Below are 24,456 nucleotides of genomic sequence, written 5' to 3' on the forward strand. Positions count from 1 at the left end.
TATTGTTCGAAATTTTCGTTCGCGTCGTCAGGCCGCAAGAACGAGCAGGTCGCGATCAGAAATGCTGACCTCGACCGCGGTCCCGACAGAAGGCGGTGGCGTATCGGGTTGGTTGAACGTATCGAGCGAGACGAATTGACCGGCAACGGCGACCCTGATGCGGATGACCGAACCGAGGAAATGCACCTCGGCAATATGGCCGGAGAGAACGACGCAGCCCTCGTCCTTTCGCCCGAGCGCCACGGTTTCCGGCCGGAGCGCCAGGCTCACGCGGTCACCCACCCGGCCGGGCAGCTTCCTGTTCAGAGCCACCGGGATATCCCCCAGCCCTACCCGCCCCGCGGCTGCGTCGATGAGGCTGGCATCAAGCAGATTGAGCGTACCGACGAACTGCGCCACGAACCGCGTCGCCGGCCGATTGTAGATTTCAAAAGGAGTGCCGACCTGATCGGCTATGCCTTGATGCATGACGACGACGCGGTCCGACATCGACAAGGCCTCTTCCTGATCATGCGTCACGAAGATGGTGGTGATGCCGAGTTCGCGCTGGATGCGACGGATCTCTTCTCGCAGGCTCACGCGTATCTTTGCGTCAAGCGCCGACAGCGGCTCGTCCAGCAGCAGGACCTGCGGGCGGATTGCCAGCGCGCGCGCCAGGGCCACGCGCTGCTGCTGGCCGCCGGAAAGCTGGAACGGGTAGCGCTCGCCGAGCTTCGGCAAGCCGACCATCTCCAGCATTTCCCCGACACGCGTGCGTATCTCTGACTTTCCTTCGCCCTTTATCCGCAAGCCGAACCCGATGTTCTGCTCGACCGTGAGGTTCGGGAAGAGCGCATAGGCCTGGAAGACCATTCCGATGTTGCGACGGTTGGCAGCAAGGCCGGTCACGTCGCGCCCCTCGATACGGATCGCACCGGCCGTCGGCGCCTCAAACCCGGCCACCATGCGCAATACGGTTGTCTTGCCGCAGCCGGATGGTCCGAGGAAGGAGACGAACTCCCCTTTCTCGATGTTGAGGTTGAAATCCTTGACGACGCGTAGCGCGCCGAACGATTTTTCCAGATTACGGATGTCGAGAAAGGCCATGATCAGCGCCTCACGGTAGAGAATTTTGAAAAGCGGGTGAAAAGCTGGATCAGCCCCATACAGGCCCAAGTGATGCCGAATGCCACCACCGCGAGCGCCGATGGTTCATAGGCGCGATTGCCGCCCATCCAGACCATGTAGGGACCGAAGCTGCCGACGTTGAGCAAGGCGGCAAAGACGTATTCGCCGATGACGATCGCAAAGGTCAAAAAGGCGCCGGAGAGCACCGAGACGAAGACGTTCGGCAGGATGACGACGGTGAGGATCCGCGCCCAGCCGGCGCCAAGGCTCTGGGCCGCCTCCGTCAGGCTGCCGACATCGATGGTACGGAGCCCGGTATCGACGGAGCGGTACATGTAGGGCAGCGACAGTGTCGCATAGCCGAACAAAAGCAGCAGATTGGTGCCCCACCAGCTTCCCGTCAGCGGCAGGATCGACGAGGTGTTGTAGATACGGATGTAACCGAAAACGATGACGATCGGCGGAATGACCAGCGGCAGCAGCGTCAGGAACTCGACGATCGGGCGCAGACCCGGAAACCGCAGCCGCACGAAATAGGCTGTCGGCACGATGATCAGGATTCCGAGAACGATCGTCAGCAGGGCGAGGACCACCGAGTAACCGAAGGTCTGCTGGAACTGAGGATCCGCCAGCACGACACGATAGGCTTCGAAACTGTAACCATCGCGCTGCATGCGCATGGAGAAATCGAACATGCCGACGAGCGGGAGCAGGAAATAGAGTCCACCCAAGGCGACGGCGAGCCAGGACCAGAGGCGTCTTTCCGTCATTTGACCCACCTTTCCGCGCGCATGCGCAAGACGATGTAGATTGCGTTGGCAACGGCGGTCAGCAGGATCATCGCAAAGGCTATGGCATAGCCGAGATGCGGATCATTGAGCACGTCGCCGCGGATCTGTGCGAAGAGGACGATCGGCGCGATCGAGAGCGATGAACCGGTCAGCGCGATGGCAGTCGCAACCGCTCCGAAGGCATTGGCGAAAAGGAGAGCGAGCGTGCCGAGAAGAGAAGGCCAGAGCACCGGTAGGGCCACCAGCCGCCAGTACTGAAAGCCGTTGGCGCCAAGGCTTTCGGCCGCCTCCCGCCATTCGCGGCGCAGCCCCTCCAGCGCTGGCGTGATGATCAGCACCATCAGCGGAATCTGGAAATAGAGATAAGTGAGCGCCAGGCCGAGGAAGGAGACGATGTTGAAACCGGCGCCGTAGAGATTGATGCCGAACCAGTGGCGCAGCAGCATCGTCACGAAGCCGAGGCGACCGAGCGTCGCGATGAAGGCGAAGGCGAGCGGCACGCCGGCAAAGTTCGAGGCGACGCCGGAGAAGGTGAGGATGGCATTGCGCAGCGGTCGCGGGAGGCCGCCCAGCGTGATGGCAGCGGCGATGAGAAAGCCGAACAGGCACCCGAGCGCTGCCGTCAGCAGGCTGAGTTCGATCGAAATCCAGAAGGCAGAGCGTATCGAAGGCGCAAGAAGCTTGCCGAGGTTTTCGAGCGTCACCTGTCCCTGCGCGTTGCGGAACGCACCGAGCACGATGTTGAGCGTTGGCAGGATGAGGAACAGCGTGGCGAAGAGGAAGAAGGGGGCGACCCCGAACCAGCTGAGGACCTGCCGTGGCCTGAAGGCAGCCGGCAGGGATGCGACGCTTGTCGTCATCGGATTTGTCCCTGGAATAGTAGCGCCAAAGGCCGGTGAGAGGCTTCGTGACAGGTGAAGCCTCTCTGCCCGAGCGGCGGATTACTTCACGTTGGCGCCGACAACCTTGTCCCAGCCCTCGACCACCGCGGTCTTGTTGGCCGAAAGTTCGTCGACCGTCGGGAAGATCGCCTTTTCATAGGCTTCGGCCGGCGGCAGCTTGTCGAGCAGGTCCTGCGGGAACTTGCCGGCCTTCAGCATGGCATTGAAGCGCGCCGGGTGGCAGTAACCCTTCAGCCAGCCGGTCTGGCCTTCATCGGAATAGAGGTATTCCATCCACAGCTTGGCAGCATTCGGGTGCGGTGCGTAGGCGGAGATCGCCTGAACATAAACGCCGGCAACGACGCCGCTCACCGGCACGACGACGTCCATCGGCGGATTGCCCTTCAGGGCATCGCGCCAGGCCAGGAGATTGTAGTCCCAGGCAGCGACGATCGGCGTCTGCCCCTGTGCGATCGTGCCGGCCTTGCCGAGCACAGGCACGAAGTTACCGGACTTGTTCAATTCCGCAAAGAGCTCCAGCCCCTTGCCGCCGGACTCCGTTCCGGGCTTGGCGCCGCGCGAGATGCCGGCCGACATCAGCGCCAGGATCGCCTGGGCGGAAGACCGCGGATCGCCGGTGAGCGCGACGGCGCCTGAGTATTCCGATTTCGACAGATCCGACCAATCGGTGGGCGCAGTATCGAGCAGGTCCTTGTTCACACCGAAGGCCATGACGCCATAGTAGTCGCCGTACCAATAGCCCTTCTCATCCTTGATGTTGCCCGGGATTTCATCCCAGGTCGCCACCTTGTACGGCTGGAGAAGTCCTTCCTGCGCGGCGGCCGGGGCGAAGGCAAGGCCGAGGTCGACGACATCAGGCGCCTGCGAGCCGGTATTGCCCTTGTTCGCCCGGATCGCTTCCAGTTCGTCGGCAGTACCCGCATCAGGGTTCAGCTCGTTGACCTCGATGCCCGGATATTTTGCCTTGAAGCCAGCGATGACCTCGCCGTAATTGCACCAGTCATGGGGGAGCGCGATGACCGTAAGCGCACCTTCCTTCGTGGCAGCCGCCACCAGCTCTTGCGAAGGCTCGGCGCGGGCAATACCCGGCAGCGCGGCAGCCAGTGCAAGGGTGGAGACGAAGGCGCGGCTCGTTGCGCGCGATAGAAGCTTCTTCATGATTTCCTCCTGTTGACCGTCTGCGACGGATCGTGGGCGATGACTGCTTTTCTGTCCTTGCATCCGGTCGTCGGCACCGCCTCAGTTCCGGTTCCCCCGCACCTTGTCTGCGTCCTGCGGAAGGGCTGCATCGGTGCGTTTTCGTGTAGGTACAGGATGTAACAATTGGACGACGAAGAAACGTCCATTATGATGCATTCGATCGTACCAATTTTGGAGACACACCGGTGAGCAAGCAGTTGGAAGGCCCGATCCTGCCGTTCCTGCGCATTGATGCGACGATCGCGCTGCCGAAATTCCGCCAGGTGCAGGACCAATTGCGCATGGCCATCCTCAAGGGGCATCTGCGTGCCGGAACCCGGCTGCCCGCCAGCCGCATCCTGGCCGACGAGCTCGGCCTGTCGCGCCAGACTTTGGTGCGGGTGCTCGAGAACCTGAAGGCGGAGGGCTATCTGGAGGCACGGCAAGGGGCCGGGACATTCGTGTCCGCCGCCTTGCCGCGGCAATCGACCAAGCTGTCGATGCCCGCTCGTGGTGACGTTACCGACAGCGCACCGCCACGGCTATCGCGCATTGGCGAGCAATCGCGCCGGATGTCGGCCGACATCGGCCAGATGGAGGACAGGCCCTTCCTGCCCAACCGGCCGGCGCTCGATCGCTTTCCCTTTGCCATCTGGAGGAAATGCTGGAACGCCGTAGCGCGCAGCGGCAAGGCGGTGGCCATGGGCTATGGCGACGTTGCGGGCGAACTGGTTCTGCGGCAGCGGATCGCCGAGTATCTGGCCCTGCACCGGAGAGACCCGTGCGATCCCGAGCAGATCGTCATTACACCCGGGGGCCACGCGGCCTTCTCGCTCGCCGCGCTGGCGCTTGCCGATGCCGGTGACGGGATATGGTTCGAGGATCCGGGGCCCATCACCACCAGCAACCTCTTCCGAACGCTTGGTCTGCGCCTGTGTCCGACGCATGTCGATGCCGAGGGCCTCGATGTCGAAGGCGCGATCGCCCGCTATCCGGATGCCCGGCTCGCCTTCGTCATGCCGTCGCGCCACCACCCGCTCGGTGTCACCCTGACGCTGCCGCGCAGGCTTGCCCTGCTCGAGTGGGCGCGGGCCAACGATGCCTGGATCATCGAGGACGATTATGACAGCGAATTCCGCTATGACGGCGCTCCGCTGCCGTCCATGCGCTCCATCGACAGCAATGGACGCGTCATTTACGCCGGCAGTTTCAGCAAGGCGCTCTATCCAGGCCTGCGTGTCGGCTATCTCGTCCTGCCGCCGCCACTGATCGGTACGTTCCGCAACCTCTCAGCGCTGATCCATCGCAGCGTGCCTGTCGAAACCCAGCTCGCGCTCGCCGAGTTCATCGGCGGTGGTCATTTTGCAAGCCATCTGCGCCGCATGCGTAGCCTTTACGCCGAGCGCCGCGAAACCTTTACGCAAGTGGCGCAGGAGACGCTTGCCGGACTTGCACGCATCGACAGCTCCGAAAGCGGCCTCAACGCGCTCGCCTGGCTTAAGGGCGGTCGGCAAGACCAGGCCCCGCACCGCGCCGTGCTCGATGCGGGGCTGCAATGTTATCCCCTGTCCGACTATACGATCGCGACACCTTTGCCGGGTGCGCTCATTCTCGGCTACGCCGGCGTTCCGGCAGATCGGATGAGGCCTCTTCTTCTCCGGTTGGCGGATGCGATTGCCCGAACGGAGGGTAACATCGGGAGATGAGGCGGCCGAGGAGCCTTTCGACCGCCAAGGCCAATCGGTTCGGCTCCTCGTCGTTACCGCGCTCCCGCCGGACTACCACGTAACCGATACCCCGCAACATGCCGCAGCGCCCTCTCCCCGTTCACTGCCGGAGCGCGCGCAGCGGCTTGCTGCTGCGCTGTGTGACGCCGACGCCAGGGGCAACGCCGACTTCGGCGTTGGAGGCGGCGAGCAGCGGTTTGCCGCGCACCATGTCGGAGGCCCGCTCGGCCAGCATGATCGTCGGCGCGTTGAGGTTGGCGTTCGGCTCTGATGGAAAGACGGAACTGTCGATGACCCGCAGCCCATCGATGCCACGAACCCTAAGTTCGCTATCGACGACCGCCATTCCATCCTCACCCATCCGGCAGGAGCCGCAGGGGTGATAGGTGCTCTCCATGGTCTCTCGAACCCAGGCGTCGATCTCGTCATTCGTCCGCACATTCGCTCCCGGGGCGATTTCATCGCCACGGAAACGGTCGAAGGCCGGTTGGGCGATGATCTCGCGCGTCAGCCTCAAGCAGCGACGGAAACCTTCGCGATCCTCCTCACGGTCGAGATAGTTGAAGAGGATGTCGGGCTGTTCGTGGGCCTCGGGAGAACGCAGCCGGACGTAGCCGCGGCTTTTCGGCTTGTTCGGTCCGGTCAGGACCATGAAGCCGTGGCCATCGAGCGGCTTCTTGCCATCGTAACGCATCGCTGCAGGCAGGAAATGGAACTGGATGTCCGGCCATTGAAGCGAAGCGTCGGAGCGGATGAAGCCACCGCTTTCGAAGTGGTTGGAGACCGAAAGCCCCTTCTTGAACAGCAGCCATTCGGCACCGATCAGCGCGCGGCTCAAAACGCCCATCTTGCCGTTGAGCGTGATCGGCTCCTTGCACGCATATTGAATATAGACCTCCGAATGGTCCTGCAGGTTTTCGCCGACACCGGGCAGATCGTGCAGGACGGGTACGCCCGCCTGTTGCAGCACTGCGGCCGGGCCGATGCCCGAGCGCTGCAGCAGGTGCGGCGATCCGATCGGGCCCGAGGCGATGAGCACTTCACGGCTGGCGCGGGCAATATGGCGCTCGCCGCCAAGCTCGTACTCGACGCCGACGGCGCGCTTGTCTTCTACCAGCACCCGGCGCGTCATCGCATGGGTGACGACATTGAGGTTCGGTCGGCCCATCGCCGGCTTCAGATAGGCGTTGGCAGTCGACCAGCGCACTCCGTCCTTCACGGTCATGTGCATCGGCCCGAAGCCTTCCTGCATGTAGCCGTTCGGATCGTTTGTCGTGACATAGCCGGCCTCGCGCCCTGCATCGACAAAGGCCCGGTAGAGCGGGTTCTTCATCTTGTTACCGGCATTGGTCGAAAGCGGCCCCGAGGCCCCGCGATAGCTGTCGCCCCCATCCTGCCAGGTCTCGGCCCTCTGGAAGTAGGGCAGGCAATTGGCGTAGCGCCAGCCGCGCGCGCCCAGTTCCTCCCACTCGTCGAAATCCCGCGCGTGGCCACGCATGTAGACGAGCCCATTGATCGAGGACGAGCCTCCGATGACCTTTCCACGGGGGCAATGCACCCTGCGCCCGTCGAGACCGGGCTCCGGCAGGGTCATGTATTTCCAATTGTACTTCGTTCCGTTCATCGGGATCGAAAGCGCCGTCGGCATCTGGATGAAGATCGACTTGTCGCTGCCGCCGAATTCGAGCACGAGCACCCGGGTGGACGGATCCTCCGACAGGCGGTTGGCGAGCACGCAGCCGGCCGACCCTGCCCCGATGATGATGTAGTCGTATGTTTCGGTCATCGTCGTCTTCTCCGGTGGTTATGGATACTGACCCCAGCCGCGGCCGCGGGCGAAAAGCCGTGTCAGCACGTAGTGGACCGTGCCTGCGGCAAGGCAGGACGGCACGGAGGCGGTCAGGTATTTGAAGGCTGGAAGGCTCGCGAGCGTCTGCGGATTGAAGACGGCGACATAGACGATGAAGCCGACGGCCAGAGCAAAGAGCCCGATGGGATTGAAGCCACCCCAGAAGCGGTAGGGACCATTTTCCTGTGGCCCGTGCAGGCCGCGCATGTCGAGCTTCTGGCGCCGCAGGAAGAAGTAGTCGGCGATACCTATGCCGGCGAGCGCGGAGTTCAGCGCCGAGGTCCAGACGAGGAAGATGAAGAAGCCGTCATACATCTGCGGATAGAAGACCACGAGCCCGAACGGGATGAGGCAGAAGAGGAAGAGGATCGTGCCCCAGGAAATGGCGCGTACCGATGCCGTACCGACCTGCCGCAGGCCGACGATCGAGGTGTAGAGGATGTTCGCCATCGAGGTCATGTTGGCGAAGGCCACGAAGAGCAGTGCGACGATGCCGATCATCGGTCCGGCAATCTTCGTCATCCAGATTGTCGGATCGCTTTCGCCAAGTGCCACTGCCGCAAGCAGGCCGACGATTTCGCCAAGGGCTGCGGCCCCGAAGATGCCGAGGATGTTCGGCCAGAAGGCTGTGCGCTCGTTCTTCGTCAACCGTGCCAGATTGCCGATATAGGGCCACCAGGAGAAGCCGGCGGCGAGATTGACCTCGACCGCGACGATGAAATTCAGCGTTTTGTCCTCGAAGGGCGGCGCAAGGGCCGGCAGCGCCAGGAGTTCGCCGATCGAGTGATGGCTAAGGATGAGATAGAGCATCGCCACCATCAGGAGCACCAGCGCCGGCGATACGACCATGTTGAAGAACTTGATCGAGGTCGGTCCCTTGGCGACGATGAACCAGGTGAGCAGGATCGCGCCGATGGCAGCAACGATCATCTTGGCGCCGGTCGGATTGGCCGCTTCGCCGGCGCTGAGCGCCATCAACCCGTCGATCGAGCGGCCGAACATCATCGCGAGAACCGCGAGCCACCCCATGGTCAGGATGACCACGGCGAGCACATAGACGACACGGCTGCCGTTGTAGCCGAACTGGCTGCGCAGTGCGATGAACTGCTCGACGCCATAGCGGCCGGACATCGTGGTGGTGGCGAGCGCGGTCAGCACCACGCCGACGATGTTGCCGATCACGATTGCGGCAATGCCCTCCTTCGGCCCGACGAACAGACCGACGGAACCGCCGATCAGAAAGGCCCAGGTGGCAATCGCCAGTGCCGAATTGGCATATGTGAACTCCCAGAAACCCCAAAGCCTCTCGGCTGGCAGCAGCGGCGCATCGCCACGCTCGGCGGCGGCACGGTTGCGGGCTGCATCCTCAAGTTCGGTTTCGGCGGCGGTGAGGCGGTCCAATGCAACGTGATCGGTCATCTCACGCCCCCCAAAGCCAGAAGCCGACGACGAGTACGAGCGTCAGCAAGGTTAAGCAGGTATAGTCGAGCGTGGTCATGGTGCCCTCGAAGCGCTCTCCCGCTTCGATGTCCTCATAGACGCGGGCGCGCCGCGACAGTTCGCCCTGCCAGGCGATTTCGTTGTGTTCCATCGTCGTTCCCCTTGTCGCGTCGCGCCTTTTTGGCGTCTTTCCGCGAAGACAGTCGCGGCTCCATCAGCCGCAGATCTTCGGAAGCGGGCGCACCCGCTTCCGGCTACCGAACCCGCACGGGCTCGGAATAGAAGGGCAGCCGATCGATCCTCGGCGACCAGCTGCCGTTTTCGACAACGCGCCGCACATGAGCGGCGATCTCTTCCATCGGCGCGAACCAGACGTCGCCGCGCGCGATGACCTGTTCGAGAAAGCGGTGCACCACTTCCCAGCGGGCGAGCCGACCGGTGGCAAAAGGGTGGACGACCGGAACCCAAAGGGCGCCGTGGCGATAGGCGGCCTCGAATTCCTGGGCGAAGGCGGCAAAGCCCTGTTCCGGTGCCCGGATCGGCATCATGTAGTCGAGATCCATCGACTGGACGTATTGCGGCCAGTCATCGAGACCCCAATGCGAAGGCAGTTCGACGAGACGCCCGGCATCACATTCGAGCAGGTACGGGATGTCGTCACCCATCAGCGAGGCGTCGTAGTCGAAGCCGCGCGACACCAGCAGATCGGCGGAGCGATGGGAGAAATTGTAGAGCGGCGCCCGCCAGCCGCGCGGCCGCTTGCCGCTCGCCTTGACGATCACCTCGATGCCGCGGTCGAGCCAGTAGGCCTCCTCATCATCGGGCAGTTCGCGCGGGTGCTCGTGCAGGAAGCCGTGGTGTGCCAGTTCGTGGCCACCCTGAAGAATGGCGTCGATCGCCTGCGGATACTGCTCGATACACCAGGCAGGCACGAAGAAGGTCTGCTTGATACCGAGTTGCCGATAGCTTTCGACAATCCGCGGGATCGCCACCTTCGGACCATATTGCAGCATTGAGATCGCCGAGACGCGGCTGTGGCCATCATTGGGATGGGCGATATGGATGAGGCTGTCGGCATCCATGTCGAAGGTGATGCAGGCGGCACATTTGGCGCCGTTCGGCCAGGGAATGGGATTAGCGATCATGGCATGATGCTCCCGCCGTTGCTGCCGATCCCCTGCCCGGTGAAGTACCGTCCTCCGGAACCCGCCAGGAACAGGGCGAGCTCGCCGATCTCCTTGGGCTTGCCGAAGCGAGCAAGCGGGATCGCCAGTTCCCTGGCGCGCCATTCGGCGCTCATATGGGCGGCACCCAGCATCTCGGTATCGATAGGCCCTGGACAGATAGCATTGACGAGGACGCGTGGCGCGAACTCCTTCGCCCAGGAGCGCACTAGGCCGAGCACGCCGTGCTTCGAAGCGACGTAGGGCGAAAAGGTCTCGCGACCGTAGTAGGCCATGTCCGAGGCGATCAGGATGAGGCGGGCAGGCTCCTCGACTGTCCCGTTCATCAGCCCGAGCGCCATCTTGCCGACGAGGAAGCTGCCGCGCAGGTTGATGGCGATCACGCGGTCAAAATCGGCGACCGGGGTTTCAAGCAAAGGCGCCTCATGGATCACGCCGGCGCAATGGACGACAATATCGAGCCCGCCGAAGGTCTCCCGCACCACCTCGCCGACGGCCGCGACGGCGCCTTCATCGGAGACATCGCAGGCGAGCGTAAGCACCTCAGCGGCCCCTGCCTTCGTTGCCGCCTCCGCGGTCTCCAGCGGCTTGCGGATATCGGCAAGCGCGACGCGCGCGCCCGACGCGGCGAAGGCAAGGGAACAGGCGGCGCCAATCCCGCGATAGGCGCCGGTGATTAGAATGCGCTGCGTCATGCCATCACCTCGCCGCGATCGAGCATCAGCGCCTGCCCCGTCATGTCCTTCGCTCCGTTGGAGGCAAGGAAAAGATAGGGAGCGGCCAGATCTTCCGGCTCCAGCAAGCCAGGCAGAACCTGCGCGCCGACGATTTCGGCCAGCAGATCCTCTTCGCTGCGACCGGTACGCAACGACATGTTCTTCAGCGAGAGCATCGCCGCCTCGGTGCGCACCCAACCCGGGCAGACGGCATTGACGCGGATGCCCCGGCCGGCGAGCTCCTTGGCCATCACCCGGGTAAAGCCGAGATTGGCGTGCTTGGACGCGACGTAGGCGGAAAACTCGGGTACAGCGACCCGGCTCCAGATCGACGCCGTGACGATGACACGACCGCCGTCGGCCATATGCGGCAGCGCATGGCGGGTAACGTAAAAGGTGCCGTTGGTGTTGATGTCGGTGATACGGCGGAAGGTGTCCTCGACGGCATCGTCCTCTTCGCTGAGCGGCGTGATGCGCTCCAGCCCGGCATTGTTGACGAGAACGTCGATGCGTCCGAGCGGCGCGAGCGTCGCCTTCACCACAGCGCTGTCGGTGATGTCGCATTCGAGTGCTGCGACCTTGCGGCCGACGCGCGCCGAAATCTCGCGCGCCGCCTCATGGATGCCGGCACCCGAAGAGAGGATCGTCACGTCGGCGCCGGCCGCGGCAAAAGCTTCCGCGACGGCCCGGCCGATGCCCCTGCTTGCGCCGGTGACCAGCACATGTTCGCCAGCAAAATCGTAAGCGATGCGCCCCATGGTCTCAGCCCCTCTTCGCGTGCATGACGCGGCCGATGAGGTTCATCAGCACCTGTGCTGCAAGGATCGAGGTGGAGCCGGAATGGTCGTAGTCCGGGGCAACCTCGACGAGGTCGATACCAACGATCGTGCCGCGCTTGGCGAGTGCAGCCAGGATCTCCAGCACCTCGTAATAGATGAAGCCGCCATGCGAGGGTGTGCCGGTACCAGGCGCGATCGAGGGATCGAAGCCATCGATGTCGATGGTGACATAGTAGCGCGCACCGGCCGGCACGCGGGCGGCCACAGATTCCGTGCCCAAGGTGCGGATCTGGCGCACCGAGAGAATGTCCGAACCCATGGCGCGGGCATCCTCATACCCTTCCTTCGCCGTGGAAGAGACGTTGCGGATGCCGAGTTGCGACAGGCCGCTGACATAGGGCTTTTCCGCGGCGCGTCGCATCGGGTTGCCGTGTCCGTAGCGCACCCCATGGCGTTCGTCGACGAAATCGAGATGCGCGTCGATCTGGACGATGTGGATCGGGCCGTTCCTGGCGCAGTCGTCTTCAAAAGCGTTGATGCACGGAATATTGACGGAATGGTCGCCGCCGAGAACCACCGGAAGCGCACCGGCGGCAAGGATCTTGCGTACGCCGAATTCGATGTTGGCGTGGCTCTTCATCGTGTCGGTATGGACGATGTCGGCGTCACCGATATCGACGATCGAGACCTTGTCGCTCGGCAGGTAGGTGACGTCGTCCTCGTGGTCGTAAGCACCGCCGTGACCGAAGGAAAACAGCGTCGAGGCCTCGCGGATCGCGCGCGGCCCGAAGCGTGTGCCGGCACGCCATTGCGTACCGCAGTCGAAGGGCGCACCGAGGATTGCGACGTCAGCGTCGATCGCATCCCAATCGGGCTGGTAGGGATATTTGCCGAAGGTGCAGATGCCGACAAACGGCAGGTTCAGGCGACCGGTTTCGTAGGAATTGCTAGCCATGTGTCTCCTCCACAGGGGAAGGAGTGTGCGGAAGGCGGATACCTTTAAAAATATCTATGATTGGATGTTTAGTTGTGACTTAATCAATGCATGATCAACAAGGTTCGCCACCGCGTTCTCAATCTGTCCCTCGGCGACGCCGAGCTCCGGCTGTTGCGCGTCTTTGCCTCCGTCGTTCAGTATGGCGGCTTCTCCTCTGCCCAGACCGCACTCGGGATGACGCAGGCGACGATATCCACGCATATGCGCCATCTCGAGGATCGCCTGGGCTTACGGCTTTGCAGTCGCGGGCGAAGCGGCTTCCTGCTGACGGATGAAGGGCGCCTCGTCTATGAAGCGACGCTGGAACTGTTCGGCTCGCTGGAGAAGTTCCAAAGCCGCGTCGGCGAAGCTCAGGGCGAGCTGACCGGAAGCCTTGCTTTCGGCACCGTGGATGCAATGATCACCAACAGGGATCTCGATCTACAGGGTGCGCTAGCGGCGTTTCATCGCCAGGCTCCGCGCGTCCATCTGGAAATCGACGTCGCCGCGCCGCAGGTTCTGCATCAGGGCCTGATGAATGGCGCGTACCAGATCGTGCTCATGCCTTCGATCGGCAGTGCCACACCGCATTTCCGCACCCAGTCGGTATTTTCCGAGGTCCAGAAGCTCTATTGCGCCGAGGGCCATCCGCTGTTCGGCGTGGCGGATACGGCAATCACGGCGGAGCTTCTGGAGGCACAGTCCTTCGCCGGCCGCACCTATATGCTGAACGAGACGATCTGCGGCGTGAATTTCCGGTGGGCAGCGGCAACACCGCATATGGAGGGAACGCTGCTGCTGCTTCTCTCCGGCGCCTATATCGGCTTCCTGCCCGATCACTATGCGGAGGAATGGGTGCGTAGCGGCCGCCTTCGGCTGCTCGCCCCGGAACGTATGACCTTCGAGGACATGTTCCACATCGCTCACCCACGCAACAAGCCATCGCGTGCAGCCGAAACGCTTGCGCGCACCATCGTCGAGAGTGCGCGCAATCCCCGTTGAGCTCTATCGGCGGCGGCGTGTGCACGACACCGTGACTAGGCCTTCACGCGAAAAGCCCTAGGATCATAGGCGGCTGCGAGATGTGCGGTAACCGCAAAGCGCTCGCCGGCGAGTTCAACCTCGAAGCGGCCGGACTCCACGAAGGATTTGTCCACGCCCGCACTATGTTCGATGAGTGCCAGCGCGACGGAACGGCCGAGCGAATGGCCATAGGCGGCCGAGCGCACCTCGCCAACCGGCCTGCCGTCACGAAGGATCAATTCGCCGCCCCAGAGCACCGGCAGGGGATCGTCCACCGTAAACTGTACGATGCGCCGTGCGGGCGAACCCTTTGCCTTTGCCGCAAGATAAGCGTCCCGACCGATGAAGCCGCCCGCCTTGTCGGCCGCCACCGCAAAGGCGAGGCCCGCCTCGCATGGATTGATGTCCGGGGTCAGCTCTCGGCTCCAGGCCCGGTAGCCCTTTTCCAGCCTGAGCGCCTCCAGCGCGTAATAGCCGCAATCGGTAAGACCGAATTCGCCGCCGATCTCGTGCAATGCCTCGTAGACACCGACGGCGAACTCCGTCGGCACGATCAATTCCCAGCCGAGTTCACCGACATAGGTCATGCGGTTTGCGTAGACGGTAGCGTAGCCGATATCGATTTCGCGGATCGTCGCAAACGGAAATCCTTCGTTCGAGAGGTCAGCAGACGTGAGGCGCACGAGGAGGTCGCGCGACTTCGGCCCCATCAGCGCCAGGACCGAGTAGGCCGAGGTTACGTCGGTCAGCGTCACGTGAGCGTCGGCGGCAACGTTCTTGCGGATCCAGTCGGCGTCATGCACCGCCTGCGCCGATCCGGTAATCAGCAGGAAGCGATCCGTCGCAAGGCGCATCACCGTCAGGTCGCTTTCGTAGCCGCCCCGCCCATTCAACAGGCCGGTGTAGACGGAACGACCGATCTCGACGTCGATCTCCGCGGCACAGATGCGGTTTAGCGTTGCCGCGGCATCCCGCCCCTGGACGAGCAGCTTGGCGAACGACGTCTGGTCGAAGATGCCGGCAGCCTCTCGCGTCGCCTTCATCTCGCGTTTCACCGCCTCGTGCCAGTTCTGCCGGCCGAAGGCGTATTCCGTCACCGGGCTTTCGCCCGCGGCGGCAAACCAGTTGGCGCGCTCCCACCCCATTTTCGAGCCGAAGCAGGCGCCTTTGGCGGCAAGGCGATCATAGAGCGGCGAGCGGCGGAAAGGGCGCGCCGTATCCAGTTCCCGGTTTGGCCAGGGCATGGCGTAGTGCAGGCCGAGCGTTTCCTTGACCCGGTCGTGCAGCCAGCGCGGATTGTTGTTGAAGCCGGCGAAACGGCGGATATCGACAGGCCACAAATCCATGGTCGGGGCGCCGTTGACGATCCACTCGGCCAGCGCCCTCCCCGCCCCGCCGGCGCTGGCAATGCCCATGGAGTTGAAGCCTGCGCCGACAAAGAAGTTCTTCAATTCAGGCGCCTCGCCGAGAATGAAGTTGTTGTCCGGCGTGAAGCTCTCGGGGCCATTGTAGAACTTCTTCACCTCGGATGTTGAAAGCTGCGGCACGCGCTGCAGCGCATTGTGCATCAGGATTTCGAACTGGTCCCAATCGTCAGGCAAAAGGGCGAACTCGAAATCATCGGGAATGCCTGCCATGCCCCAGGGCTTGGCTTCCGGCTCGAAGCCGCCCATGACGAGCCCGCCGACTTCTTCCTTGAAATAGATGTAGCCGTCCGGATCGCGCATGACCGGCAGATCAGGATGCACTCCCTCGATGCGGCCGGTGACGATATACATGTGCTCGGCCGAGTGCAGCGGCACGGACACGCCGCACATCTGGCCGACCTTGCGTGCCCACTGCCCGGCGCAGTTGACGACGATCTGCGCGGCAATGGCGCCCCGATCGGTTTCGACACCTGTGACGGCACCGTTCCTCGTCGAAATCCCGGTCACCCGCACCCGCTCGAATACCCTCGCGCCGCGGCTGCGCGCACCTTTGGCGAGCGACTGCGTGAGGTCTGTCGGATTGGCCTTGCCGTCACCCGGCAGCCAGACGGCGCCGACGAGATCGTCGATCGCCATGACCGGCCAGAGGTCTTGCGCTTCCTTCGGCGAGATCACCTCGATCGCCACACCCTGTGCGCGGGCGGAGGCTGCGGTACGCTTCAACACGGTCATTCGATCCGCAGTGCGCGCGACAGAGAGCGAGCCGCAGTTCTTCCAGCCTGTGGCCAGGCCGGTCTCGGCCTCAAGCTCACTGTAGAGCTGCGTCGAGTATTTGATGAGGCCGGTCATGTTGGCGTGGCTGCGCAACTGCCCGACGAGCCCGGCCGCATGCCAGGTGGTTCCGCCGCTTAGCTGCCCCTGTTCCAGAAGGACGACATCCCGCCAACCAAGTTTTGTCAGGTGATAGGCAAGCGAACAGCCGATAATGCCGCCGCCGACGATGACGACCTGTGCCTGCGTTGGAAATTCCTGCGCCATGAAGTGACCTCCCGAAACCATGGAAGGCCGCAAGGTAACAAACCATAGCGAAAGAACAAGACAAAAAGTTACAAAATATTACATTTCAATCCATCGGCACGATGAGGACCGGACCTTTGCGCTCCAGAGCCTCGCAGATCGCCTCTGGCGGGCGGCGGTCGACGATCACTCCGGCCGCAACCTCGAAGCGCGGAATACGCAGGGGCGTCAGGCGCCCGAACTTGGAACTGTCGAGCACGAAGTAGGCCTTCGTCGCCGTCGCCACCATGCGGGAACGCTGCTCGGCGCCGTTGCGGGTAAAGTCCGTCACCTCGCCATCCGGCGACAGGCCACCGCCACCGAGGAACGCCACATCCACACGGAAATGACTGATCGCCTCAAGCGCATCGATGCCGACGGCCGCCTCCTCGTCCGGATCGATTTCGCCGCCGAGCATATGGACGCGCACCAGCGGCTGCCTGCACATCAAAAGCGCGATCGAAAGGGATGTCGTACAAATCGTTAGGTTTTTTCTCTCCGACAAGGCATGGGCCACGGCCAGCGTCGTCGTGCCGGAATCCAGGAAGATAACCATGCCGTCACGCACCAGTTCCGCCGCCGCACGGCCGATCGCCGCCTTGGGCGCGGCATTCTCCTCGCGCCGCTCGACAAAGGCCGCCTCGGTCGGCTCGAAGAGGGTGGCGCCGCCATGGACCAGATCGAGCTGGCCGCGATCGGCAAGCAGCTTCAGGTCCCGGCGGATCGTCTGCCGCGAAACGCCGAAGAAGTCCGCAAGTTCGGTGATCCCCACGGTGCCGTCGGCTGCGAGACGCCTGAGGATTTCGCCGTGCCGGCGCGGAGCGAGGGCTTTTGTGTTTTGAGAGTCGGACATGGAACCAACTGTGTTCATTTTTGTCCATTTGACAAGCCGCGCCACAGGCTTGCCGCTCTCCCCGTTGGAAGAACCGGCCTTTCACGCGAGAAACGCCGAGATTTTTCCTCCGGAGCCGCTGAAACCGCCTTGGCAACGGTTCAATATGTTGCATAATGTAACCATTCTATCAAACGCGCAACACGTCACGACCTTTCATGATCAGGAAGAGACAATGCAGCAGGCAACCGCGCCGGTGCGCCACTTCACCTTCTATCTGCTCGATGGCTTTGCCCTGCATGGCTTTTCTGCAGCGATCGAAGCGCTGCGTCTTGCCAATGACGTGGCCGGGCGCCCGGTCTATCACTGGCACGCTGTAACGGCAGATGGCTCGCCCGCCGTGTCGTCCTGCGGCACACGCCTTGCTGCGGCCGGTCCCCTTTCGGATGAGCGCGGCCGGTTCCACCGGGGCGAACAGCCAGGGTTCGTCGTCATCTGCGGTAGCCGCACGAAACCGCCCATCGACCGCGCTCTGGAGGCTTGGCTTCGGCTATGCGCCCGCAGTCAGGTGCACCTCGCTGGACTTGCCGGCGGCGTTTACTGTCTGGCGCACGCAGGCCTGCTCGACGAGCGTCGCTGCGCCGTCCACTGGGAGCATTTTCCGGATTTCTCCGAGCGGTTCTTCATCGCCGGGGCGCGTCAGACCGCCTTCGAGATCGACGGCAACCTTTACACCTGCGCCGGTGGCAATGCGCCCTTCGACATGTTCCTGCGCATCATCGAAGCGGACCTCGGCCCTGATGTGATCAACCGCATCTGCGAGGCGGCGCTCTGCGAGCGACTTCGCGAGACAGGCGAGCGCCAGCGGCTGCCGCTGCAGGCACGCCTTGGCATCGACAACCCTTTGCTGATCCGGATCATCCAGCAGATGGAGGCCAATCTCACCGAGCCGGTGAAGCTTGCCGACATGTCGCCGTCGACCGGCCTTTCACGGCGCCAGATGGAGCGGCTGTTTCGCAAGGAAATGGGCCGCACGCCGGCGCGCTACTATCTCGATCTCAGGCTGGAGCGCGCCCATCTGCTGCTGCTGACCTCGTCCCTCCCGGTCATCGAGATCGCGGTCGCCTGCGGCTTTTCCACCGCCTCGCATTTTTCCCGCACCTACCGCGAGCGCTATGGACTGACGCCGCAGCGCACGCGTCTTGCCGAAATGGAACGCCTGCGCGCGGGAAATGATCGCAGGGCGACCATGGAAGAGCGCCGGGTCGCTTGAGATTGACGCGGGAAAGCGTGTCGCCCTCCTTCAGAACGAAGGAGGGCGACACGCTTTGCGGAGAGGCTGGGCCGGTTAGCGCCAGGCCTGGGTGCGGGCCAGCAGGCCGCGCGCGATCAGCGCATGGACGAGCTTGGCCGCGACATTGGTATAGAAGATCATCATGCCCATGGCGGCGGCCGGCGCGATGTCGCCGGCGTCGTCCATGTTGAGCACGGCAACCGATGCGAGCTTGGTGTCGGTCGAGTAGAGAAACACCACCGCCGAGACGGTCGTCATCGCGTTGACGAAGAGATAGATCGCGATGTTGAGGATCGCCGGGAGGCAGACCGGCACCGTGACCCGGAAGAACAGACGGTGGAAGGGCTGCTTGAGCGAGGCGGCGACCGATTCGAATTCCGGGTCCATCTGCTTCAGCGCCGTCAGCGCGGTCAGATGCGCGACGGTGTAGAAGTGCGTCACCGTCGATACGACGAGGATCGCCATCGTGCCGTAGATCGGGTGCAGCGGATTGGCCGGGTTGTTGAAGAAGAAGATATAGGCAAGGCCGAGCACCATGCCGGGCACCGCCATCGGCATCATTGCCAGGAAGTGAAAGAGGCCACGGCCGAAGCGGAAGCCATCAGCCTTCTCGACCATGTAGGCGCCGGCAAAGACGACGACCGAACCGAAGAGCGCCGTCAGCAATGCAAGCCGGATCGAGTTGCCATAGGCCGCCCATCCGCCACCGTCCATCAGGTCGAAGGCGAAGTTCTTCGCTGTCAGCGTCAGATCATAAGGCCAGAACTTCACGACCGCTGCGATCTGGCACATGGCAATCATGCCGAGGATGAAGAAGCTGACAAGGCAGGCGAAGGCAAAGCAAAGCGCATCCGTGCGAGGGTTGCGTTTAGGCGTGTAGGGTACGGCGCGCGCCGACAACAGCGCCACCTGCCGCTTCTGAATGCGCTGGTCGACGTAGAAGGCCAGTACAGCCGGCACCAGCAGGATGACGGAGACGACCGCACCCATCTCGAAGTTCTGCTGGCCGATCACCTGCTTGTAGATGTCGACCGCGAGCATGCCGTATTGCCCGCCGATCACCTTGGGCAAGCCGAAATCGGTGATGACGAGCGTAAAGACGACGAAGGCGGCCGAAACGATGCCGTAGCGCGCACCGGGCACGGTGACTGTCGTAAACGTGCGCCACTTGCTGGCCTTTAGCGACGCGGCCGCTTCGTAGTGCCGGGCGTCGGCGACGGAAAGGGCGGTCAGGATGATCAGAAAGGCGTGCGGCAGGGTGAAGAAGATCGAGCCGATGACGATACCGATCGGTCCATAGATGGAATAGCCCAGCAGCCAATCCCTAAAGATACCCTGATTGCCGAAGAGATAGACGAGTGCAATGCCCGGCAGCAGCGACGGCACAAGGATCGGGATCGTCAGGATGCCACGAAACAGCCCCTTCAGGGGCATGCAGCTTCGCGTCAGGCCGAAGGCCAGCGCGAAGGCGATCGTTATCGTGAACACAGTGCTGATCACCGCCATCAGCACCGAATTGTAGATCGACTGGGCAAGGGCGGGCGTCGAGAAGTACGTGCTGAAATTCTCGAAGCCAAGGCTGCGGGCGGGTCTGAGGACGACACGCCGGAACGTGCCGGAATCGTAGTCGCGCCACTCCGTGCCCTTCTCCAGGGTGGAGCCGACGAGGAAGGTCGTATCGTCAGTCGTACCGCGAATGCGGTAGTGGACGGGGCTGCGGAACTTGAACTCTGGGAAGAACTTCGTGGCGGCAAGCCGCCCGTCCGAACTCACGGAAAGCTCGGCTTCCGTCACGGCCGCGAGTGTGCGGTTCAGGTCTTCGGCGCTAACGACCGGCCCCCAGTTCGCGCCCGTCTCGTCGCTCACCTGGAACTCGAAGGCTGAAAGCTCGAACCGATAGGTCGAAAGCGACTTCGACAGCATGACGAAGAGCGGCGCACCGAGTGCGACCACCAGATAAAGCCCTATGATGGCCATGAAGCCGAGCTTGATGCGGTCGTCACGGGAGGCTTCCTGCCGGAGCCGTTTGCCGATCGCGGGAAGGTGGGGCGCTTCGAGGACCATGTTCATCGTCACGCTCCCCTTGGATAGAGCAACAGGCGTTCGCGCGGGATCTCCACCTGGATGGCGCCGCCGGTTTCGATCCGGAGGCGTCTCACCGCGTTGACGGAGAAGTCGGCAACCAGCGTGCGCTCGCCGAGACGCGGGGCCGTCAGGCGCGTGCGCCAGAACATGCCGAGGAATTCCATTTCCTGCACCTCGGCATCGATCAGGTTTTGCGGCGTCGCCGGCCGATCGCTGGCGCTGACCGCATGTGCATCGGCACCGTGGGGAATAATGTCGACCGGGCGGACGACCGCCGTTGCCGCATGGCCGGCCGAAAAATCTTCCGTCGAACAGCAGAAAGCCGAGTGGCCGATCTCGACTTCGCCATCTCCAAGCACGCGGGCTTCGAACTGATTGGTTTCGCCGATGAAGTCGGCGACGAACAGCGTCTCGGGATGACGGTAGATTTCGGTCGGCGAACCGATCTGCTCGATAACGCCGTGGTTCATCACGACGATCCGGTCGGCCATGGCGAGGGCCTCCTCCTGGTCGTGCGTCACCATGATGGTCGTCACACCGAGCTTTCTCTGCAGTGCCTTGATTTCGTGGCGAAGATGCACACGGACCTTGGCGTCGAGCGCCGAGAGCGGCTCGTCGAGCAGCAGCAGCCCCGGGGAGATGGCAATCGCGCGGGCAAGCGCGATACGCTGCTGCTGGCCTCCCGAAAGCTGCGCCGGATACTTCTTGCCATGGGCCGACAGGCCGACCGTCTCCAGCAGTTCTGAGACGCGGGACGCGACCCCCGCCTTCGACCGGCCGGTGTTTTCGAGGCCAAAGGCGATGTTCTGCTCGATCGTCAGATTGGGAAAGAGCGCATAGGACTGGAAGACGATGCCATAGTCGCGGCTGGAAGCGGGCAGCGTCGAGATGTTGCGGCCATCCTGCAGGATCGTGCCCTTGGTCTGCAGATCGAGGCCCGCAATCGACCGGAGCAACGTCGTCTTGCCGCAACCGGAGGGGCCGAGGAAACAGATGAATTCGCCCCTGGCGATGCTCAACTCGATGTCGCGCAGCGCAACGAAATCGCCATAGGTCTTCCAGAGATCCCGGATCTGCAGATAGGGAGCCGGTTCGGCGGCCGCATTATCGGCGAAGTGCTGACGGCTGGTGGGTGTCGGTTCGATCGACAGGGCATGCCTCATCTGCAAGCTCCGCTGGCTTGAGGGATTTCGGGAGAAATGCGAGCGGGCGCAGCGCGATCGCACTGCGCCAGGCCGATCAGGCTCAGCTCTTCGGCTCAGACTTGGCGTCGTAGCGCTTCTGCCATTCCTTCAGGATCGACGCCCGGTTGTTGGCGGCCCACTCGAAGTCGTTGACGATCATCCTGGATGCGATGTCGTCGGGCAGATGCTCGACCTGCTTGGCGACGCCTGGATAGGCAACGACGGCATAGCCGGCGTTATACATCTCGTTGGCTTCCTTGGTGACCGACCAGTCGACGAGCGTCTTTGCGGCTTCGAGATTTGCCGTGCCGGCGATGATCGCGGTTGCCTCCGCCTCCCAGCCCGAACCTTCCGCGGGGAAGATGATGTCGATCGGTGCGCCGGCACTCTTGGCCTTGGCGCCCGGAAACTCGAAGGACACGCCGATGACGGCTTCGCCGGCGCCTGCCATCTTGCACGGCTTAGAACCGGAATGGGTGTAGGCGGAGATGTTCTGGTGGAGCTTGTCCATGAAGTCCCAGGCCTTCTCGTCACCCCACATCTGCATCCAGCCGGAGACATCGAGGAAGCCGGTACCCGAGGAAGCCGGGTTCGGCATCACCACATGGCCCTTGTATTCGGGTTTCGTCAGGTCCTTCCAGCTCGTCGGCGGTGTGAGACCGAGCTTCTCGCCCTCGACTGTGTTGTAGCAAAGGGCTGCGACATAGGCGTCCATGCCGACCCAGCTCGGCGGCGTGTCCTTGTCGACGAATTTCGGGTCGAGCGCCTCGACGCCCTTGGGCTGGTAGGGCTCCAGCATGCCTTCGGTCTTGAGGAGAAGCAGCGACGTGGCGGCGAGCCCCCAGACGACGTCGGCCTGAGGATTGTCCTTTTCGGCGAGCAGTTTTGCCGTCATGACACCGGTGGAATCGCGCACCCAGTTGATCTTGATATCCGGGTGAGCCTTCTCGAACGTGGCCTTGTAGCGGTCAAGGTCGACGGCTTCGACAGCGGTATAGACTGTAAGCTGGGTTTCAGCGGAAGCGATGGCGGGAAGCACTGCCGAAGCGGCGCCGGCAAGCACAAGCAGCATGCGTTTGTTCATGTTGAAGTTCTCCTCTGAAGTCCTGGAAAAACCGGGGAAGCGCGGCGGGCAATCTTGATGCTGCCCTGTAGTTGTCGGCTTCGGGAAACATTCTGCGCAGCGGTTTCCAGTAAGTAAAATTTATTATTCTTATCGTTCAGAAGATAAAAACTATGGATGGTCTGCCGCAAAACGAGGCAAGTCGGCCGGGAGGCGGCGAAGCCATGAGCAACCTCCAGTACAATTTCACGCGCCCTGCAAAATGAAGAGGCAGATCTACGATTGCGCTCGAGACCGGTTGCTGCGACGGCACGGCAAGCAATAAAAAAGGGAGCCGCTAACGCGGCTCCCAGAAGGGTGAACCTGCGGGGGAAACGCGTCAGATCACCATGGCAAGGAGAAGGTCTTGACGTTGGTAAAGCTTTTCATCGCCTCGATGACGCCTTCCTTGTAGCCGTTGCCCGAATCCTTGATGCCGCCGAAGGGGCTCATCTCGATACGGTAGCCCGGCACTTCCCAGATGTTGACGGTGCCGACCTTTAGGCCTGCGATGTACTTCTGCATGCGGCGGAAGTCGTTGGTGCAGACGCCGGACGAGAGTCCGAAGGCGGTCGAGTTCGACAGCGCGATCAGCGCGTCGTCGTCATCGGGCGCACGCACGATCGGTATGATCGGCGCGAAGGTTTCTTCCATCACCAGTTCGCTTGAATGCTTGACCCGGTCAACGACGATTGGCGGCAACAGGGCGCCCTTTCGACCGGGGTTGTAGAGGATTTCTGCGCCCTCTTCCGCTGCCTTGTACACGCGCTGCTCAAAGACTTCCGCCGCGCGTGCGTGGACGACGGTACCGAGTTCGGTCGCCCGGTCCATCGGATCGCCGAACTTCAGCTTCTTCGCCCGCTCCAGCACCAGCGGCACGAAGCGATCGGCAACGCTCTCCTGGCAGAGAATACGCTTGACCGCCGTGCAGCGCTGGCCCGAGTTCTTCGTCGCGCCGGCCACGGCGAGATCCGCCGCTCTTGCGAGGTCGTCGTCCGACAGATCGTTGAGGATGATCAGCGGGTCGTTGCCGCCAAGTTCCAGCACCTGGCGCTTGTAGTGGGCATGGGCGGCGATCAATTTTCCGACGGGCACGCTGCCGGTAAAGGTGATGAGGTCGAAGTTCGGGTTGTTGATCATCTCCATGCCGATATCGGCGGGCCAGCCGGTGACGACCGATAGCATTTCCGGCGGCAGGCCGGCCTCATAGAGGATGTCGGCGAAGATCAGCGCAGTCATCGGCGTCAACTCGGTCGGCTTCAGGACGACGCAATTGTTGGTCGCCACCGCCGGCGCCACCTTGTGCGCCACCATGTTGAGCGGATGATTGAAGGGCGTGATCGCCGAAATGGCGGTCAGGGGTTCGCGCGTGGTGAAGATCTTGCGCGCCTTGCCGTGCGGAGTGAGGTCGCAGGAGAAGATCTCGCCATCGTCGTGGATGCACATCTGGCCCGACAGCGTCAGCACATCGAAGGCGCGACCCACCTCATAGAGCGAGTCCTGCTTGGAGATGCCGAGCTCCAGGGTGATGAGGTCCGAAATTTCCTCCTTGCGGGCAACGAGCAGGTCCGCCGCCTTGAGCAGGATGCGCTGACGCTCGTAGCGCGTCAGCTTCGGCTGGTACGCGGCCGCGATCTCGAACGCCTTGCGGGCGTGCTCGGCATTGCCCGCGGGAACGGTGCCGATGACGGCATCGTTGAAGGGATAGCGCACTTCGATGCGCCCTTCGGTATCGACCGCCTTGCCGGCGATCCGCATCGGCTCGTGGCGAATGGCGAATGTCGTTTCCACCTTGGTCATCGC

At 62.8% G+C, this 24,456-nt stretch carries 20 protein-coding genes; 3 read left to right on the plus strand and 17 right to left on the minus strand.

Features of this window, described 5'->3' with window-relative positions:
• Nucleotides 1–27: 27 nt before the first annotated feature.
• The 4 genes from LAC81_RS22145 to LAC81_RS22160 all read right to left on the minus strand — a co-directional run bounded on the left by LAC81_RS22145 (nt 28) and on the right by LAC81_RS22160 (nt 3,958).
• Nucleotides 28–1,086 carry an ABC transporter ATP-binding protein gene (locus tag LAC81_RS22145; protein ID WP_223729344.1) on the minus strand — a complete coding sequence of 353 codons (1,059 nt, stop codon included), beginning with the start codon at nt 1,084–1,086 and terminating at the stop codon, nt 28–30.
• A 2-nt stretch (nt 1,087–1,088) separates the two neighbouring features.
• Nucleotides 1,089–1,877 (minus strand): ABC transporter permease, encoded by a 789-nt coding sequence (locus LAC81_RS22150; RefSeq protein WP_223729345.1) that lies wholly within the window; start codon nt 1,875–1,877, stop codon nt 1,089–1,091.
• Complete coding sequence (locus tag LAC81_RS22155; protein ID WP_223729346.1) at nt 1,874–2,758, minus strand: ABC transporter permease; 885 nt, start codon at nt 2,756–2,758, stop codon at nt 1,874–1,876. Before LAC81_RS22155 ends, LAC81_RS22150 begins: the two co-directional genes overlap by 4 nt.
• An 81-nt stretch (nt 2,759–2,839) precedes the next feature.
• Nucleotides 2,840–3,958, minus strand: a complete 1,119-nt coding sequence (locus LAC81_RS22160) for an ABC transporter substrate-binding protein (protein ID WP_223729347.1) — start codon at nt 3,956–3,958, stop codon at nt 2,840–2,842.
• A 227-nt stretch (nt 3,959–4,185) separates the two neighbouring features.
• On the opposite strand from LAC81_RS22160, the gene LAC81_RS22165 reads away from it, so the two are divergent.
• A complete protein-coding gene (locus LAC81_RS22165) occupies nt 4,186–5,685 on the plus strand; it encodes a PLP-dependent aminotransferase family protein (protein WP_223729348.1) in 1,500 nt (499 codons plus the stop codon).
• Nucleotides 5,686–5,806: 121 nt separating this feature from the next.
• Here LAC81_RS22165 and betA read toward each other — a convergent pair whose 3' ends face one another.
• The 7 genes from betA to speB form a co-directional block, all read right to left on the minus strand.
• Complete coding sequence (gene betA / locus LAC81_RS22170) at nt 5,807–7,492, minus strand: choline dehydrogenase (RefSeq protein WP_223729349.1); 1,686 nt, start codon at nt 7,490–7,492, stop codon at nt 5,807–5,809.
• 18 nt (nt 7,493–7,510) lie between these two features.
• Nucleotides 7,511–8,974, minus strand: coding sequence for a purine-cytosine permease family protein (locus LAC81_RS22175; protein WP_223729350.1), 1,464 nt, complete (start codon nt 8,972–8,974; stop codon nt 7,511–7,513).
• Between the two features lies 1 nt (nt 8,975).
• A complete protein-coding gene (locus LAC81_RS22180; protein ID WP_223729351.1) occupies nt 8,976–9,146 on the minus strand; it encodes a hypothetical protein in 171 nt (56 codons plus the stop codon).
• Between the two features lie 103 nt (nt 9,147–9,249).
• Nucleotides 9,250–10,140 (minus strand): polysaccharide deacetylase family protein, encoded by an 891-nt coding sequence (locus tag LAC81_RS22185; protein ID WP_223729352.1) that lies wholly within the window; start codon nt 10,138–10,140, stop codon nt 9,250–9,252.
• Nucleotides 10,137–10,874 carry an SDR family NAD(P)-dependent oxidoreductase gene (locus LAC81_RS22190; RefSeq protein ID WP_223729353.1) on the minus strand — a complete coding sequence of 246 codons (738 nt, stop codon included), beginning with the start codon at nt 10,872–10,874 and terminating at the stop codon, nt 10,137–10,139. Before LAC81_RS22190 ends, LAC81_RS22185 begins: the two co-directional genes overlap by 4 nt.
• On the minus strand, nt 10,871–11,653 hold the full coding sequence (locus tag LAC81_RS22195; protein WP_223729354.1) for an SDR family NAD(P)-dependent oxidoreductase: 783 nt from the start codon (nt 11,651–11,653) through the stop codon (nt 10,871–10,873). Before LAC81_RS22195 ends, LAC81_RS22190 begins: the two co-directional genes overlap by 4 nt.
• 4 nt (nt 11,654–11,657) lie before the next feature.
• Nucleotides 11,658–12,629 (minus strand): agmatinase, encoded by a 972-nt coding sequence (gene speB, locus LAC81_RS22200; RefSeq protein ID WP_223729355.1) that lies wholly within the window; start codon nt 12,627–12,629, stop codon nt 11,658–11,660.
• Between the two features lie 90 nt (nt 12,630–12,719).
• Between speB and LAC81_RS22205 the strand changes: the two genes are divergently transcribed.
• A complete protein-coding gene (locus LAC81_RS22205; RefSeq protein ID WP_223729356.1) occupies nt 12,720–13,652 on the plus strand; it encodes a LysR family transcriptional regulator in 933 nt (310 codons plus the stop codon).
• Between the two features lie 35 nt (nt 13,653–13,687).
• Here the strand turns inward: LAC81_RS22205 and LAC81_RS22210 are convergent, their stop codons facing one another.
• Both LAC81_RS22210 and LAC81_RS22215 read right to left on the minus strand, forming a co-directional pair.
• A complete protein-coding gene (locus LAC81_RS22210) occupies nt 13,688–16,138 on the minus strand; it encodes a GcvT family protein (RefSeq protein WP_223729357.1) in 2,451 nt (816 codons plus the stop codon).
• A gap of 85 nt (nt 16,139–16,223) precedes the next feature.
• The gene (locus LAC81_RS22215; RefSeq protein WP_223729358.1) at nt 16,224–17,009 is read right to left on the minus strand and encodes a DeoR/GlpR family DNA-binding transcription regulator; all 786 of its coding nucleotides are present in this window, start codon (nt 17,007–17,009) and stop codon (nt 16,224–16,226) included.
• A gap of 214 nt (nt 17,010–17,223) precedes the next feature.
• Here LAC81_RS22215 and LAC81_RS22220 point away from each other — a divergent pair, with 214 nt between their 5' ends.
• A complete protein-coding gene (locus tag LAC81_RS22220; RefSeq protein ID WP_223729359.1) occupies nt 17,224–18,261 on the plus strand; it encodes a GlxA family transcriptional regulator in 1,038 nt (345 codons plus the stop codon).
• 75 nt (nt 18,262–18,336) lie between these two features.
• Here LAC81_RS22220 and LAC81_RS22225 read toward each other — a convergent pair whose 3' ends face one another.
• From LAC81_RS22225 to phnY, 4 genes are all read right to left on the minus strand, one after another.
• Complete coding sequence (locus LAC81_RS22225) at nt 18,337–20,346, minus strand: putative 2-aminoethylphosphonate ABC transporter permease subunit (protein WP_223730427.1); 2,010 nt, start codon at nt 20,344–20,346, stop codon at nt 18,337–18,339.
• An 8-nt stretch (nt 20,347–20,354) separates the two neighbouring features.
• Nucleotides 20,355–21,530, minus strand: coding sequence for a putative 2-aminoethylphosphonate ABC transporter ATP-binding protein (locus LAC81_RS22230; protein WP_223729360.1), 1,176 nt, complete (start codon nt 21,528–21,530; stop codon nt 20,355–20,357).
• A gap of 82 nt (nt 21,531–21,612) precedes the next feature.
• Nucleotides 21,613–22,635: a putative 2-aminoethylphosphonate ABC transporter substrate-binding protein gene (locus tag LAC81_RS22235; protein WP_419195884.1), complete on the minus strand. Its 1,023-nt coding sequence runs from the start codon at nt 22,633–22,635 to the stop codon at nt 21,613–21,615.
• Between the two features lie 363 nt (nt 22,636–22,998).
• Nucleotides 22,999–24,453 carry a phosphonoacetaldehyde dehydrogenase gene (gene phnY, locus LAC81_RS22240; RefSeq protein WP_223729361.1) on the minus strand — a complete coding sequence of 485 codons (1,455 nt, stop codon included), beginning with the start codon at nt 24,451–24,453 and terminating at the stop codon, nt 22,999–23,001.
• Nucleotides 24,454–24,456 lie beyond the last annotated feature (3 nt).

Source organism: Ensifer adhaerens (genome assembly GCF_020035535.1).
Classification (GTDB): domain Bacteria; phylum Pseudomonadota; class Alphaproteobacteria; order Rhizobiales; family Rhizobiaceae; genus Ensifer.

Bases quoted from the DNA above. Each gene is read 5' to 3' on its own strand.
- LAC81_RS22145 (WP_223729344.1), bottom strand. From the start codon at position 1,086: ATGGCCTTTCTCGACATCCGTAATCTGGAAAAATCGTTCGGCGCGCTA.
- LAC81_RS22150 (WP_223729345.1), bottom strand. From the start codon at position 1,877: ATGACGGAAAGACGCCTCTGGTCCTGGCTCGCCGTCGCCTTGGGTGGA.
- LAC81_RS22155 (WP_223729346.1), bottom strand. From the start codon at position 2,758: ATGACGACAAGCGTCGCATCCCTGCCGGCTGCCTTCAGGCCACGGCAG.
- LAC81_RS22160 (WP_223729347.1), bottom strand. From the start codon at position 3,958: ATGAAGAAGCTTCTATCGCGCGCAACGAGCCGCGCCTTCGTCTCCACC.
- betA (WP_223729349.1), bottom strand. From the start codon at position 7,492: ATGACCGAAACATACGACTACATCATCATCGGGGCAGGGTCGGCCGGC.
- LAC81_RS22175 (WP_223729350.1), bottom strand. From the start codon at position 8,974: ATGACCGATCACGTTGCATTGGACCGCCTCACCGCCGCCGAAACCGAA.
- LAC81_RS22180 (WP_223729351.1), bottom strand. From the start codon at position 9,146: ATGGAACACAACGAAATCGCCTGGCAGGGCGAACTGTCGCGGCGCGCC.
- LAC81_RS22185 (WP_223729352.1), bottom strand. From the start codon at position 10,140: ATGATCGCTAATCCCATTCCCTGGCCGAACGGCGCCAAATGTGCCGCC.
- LAC81_RS22190 (WP_223729353.1), bottom strand. From the start codon at position 10,874: ATGACGCAGCGCATTCTAATCACCGGCGCCTATCGCGGGATTGGCGCC.
- LAC81_RS22195 (WP_223729354.1), bottom strand. From the start codon at position 11,653: ATGGGGCGCATCGCTTACGATTTTGCTGGCGAACATGTGCTGGTCACC.
- speB (WP_223729355.1), bottom strand. From the start codon at position 12,629: ATGGCTAGCAATTCCTACGAAACCGGTCGCCTGAACCTGCCGTTTGTC.
- LAC81_RS22205 (WP_223729356.1), top strand. From the start codon at position 12,720: ATGATCAACAAGGTTCGCCACCGCGTTCTCAATCTGTCCCTCGGCGAC.
- LAC81_RS22210 (WP_223729357.1), bottom strand. From the start codon at position 16,138: ATGGCGCAGGAATTTCCAACGCAGGCACAGGTCGTCATCGTCGGCGGC.
- LAC81_RS22215 (WP_223729358.1), bottom strand. From the start codon at position 17,009: ATGTCCGACTCTCAAAACACAAAAGCCCTCGCTCCGCGCCGGCACGGC.
- LAC81_RS22220 (WP_223729359.1), top strand. From the start codon at position 17,224: ATGCAGCAGGCAACCGCGCCGGTGCGCCACTTCACCTTCTATCTGCTC.
- LAC81_RS22225 (WP_223730427.1), bottom strand. From the start codon at position 20,346: ATGGTCCTCGAAGCGCCCCACCTTCCCGCGATCGGCAAACGGCTCCGG.
- LAC81_RS22230 (WP_223729360.1), bottom strand. From the start codon at position 21,530: ATGAGGCATGCCCTGTCGATCGAACCGACACCCACCAGCCGTCAGCAC.
- LAC81_RS22235 (WP_419195884.1), bottom strand. From the start codon at position 22,635: ATGAACAAACGCATGCTGCTTGTGCTTGCCGGCGCCGCTTCGGCAGTG.
- phnY (WP_223729361.1), bottom strand. From the start codon at position 24,453: ATGACCAAGGTGGAAACGACATTCGCCATTCGCCACGAGCCGATGCGG.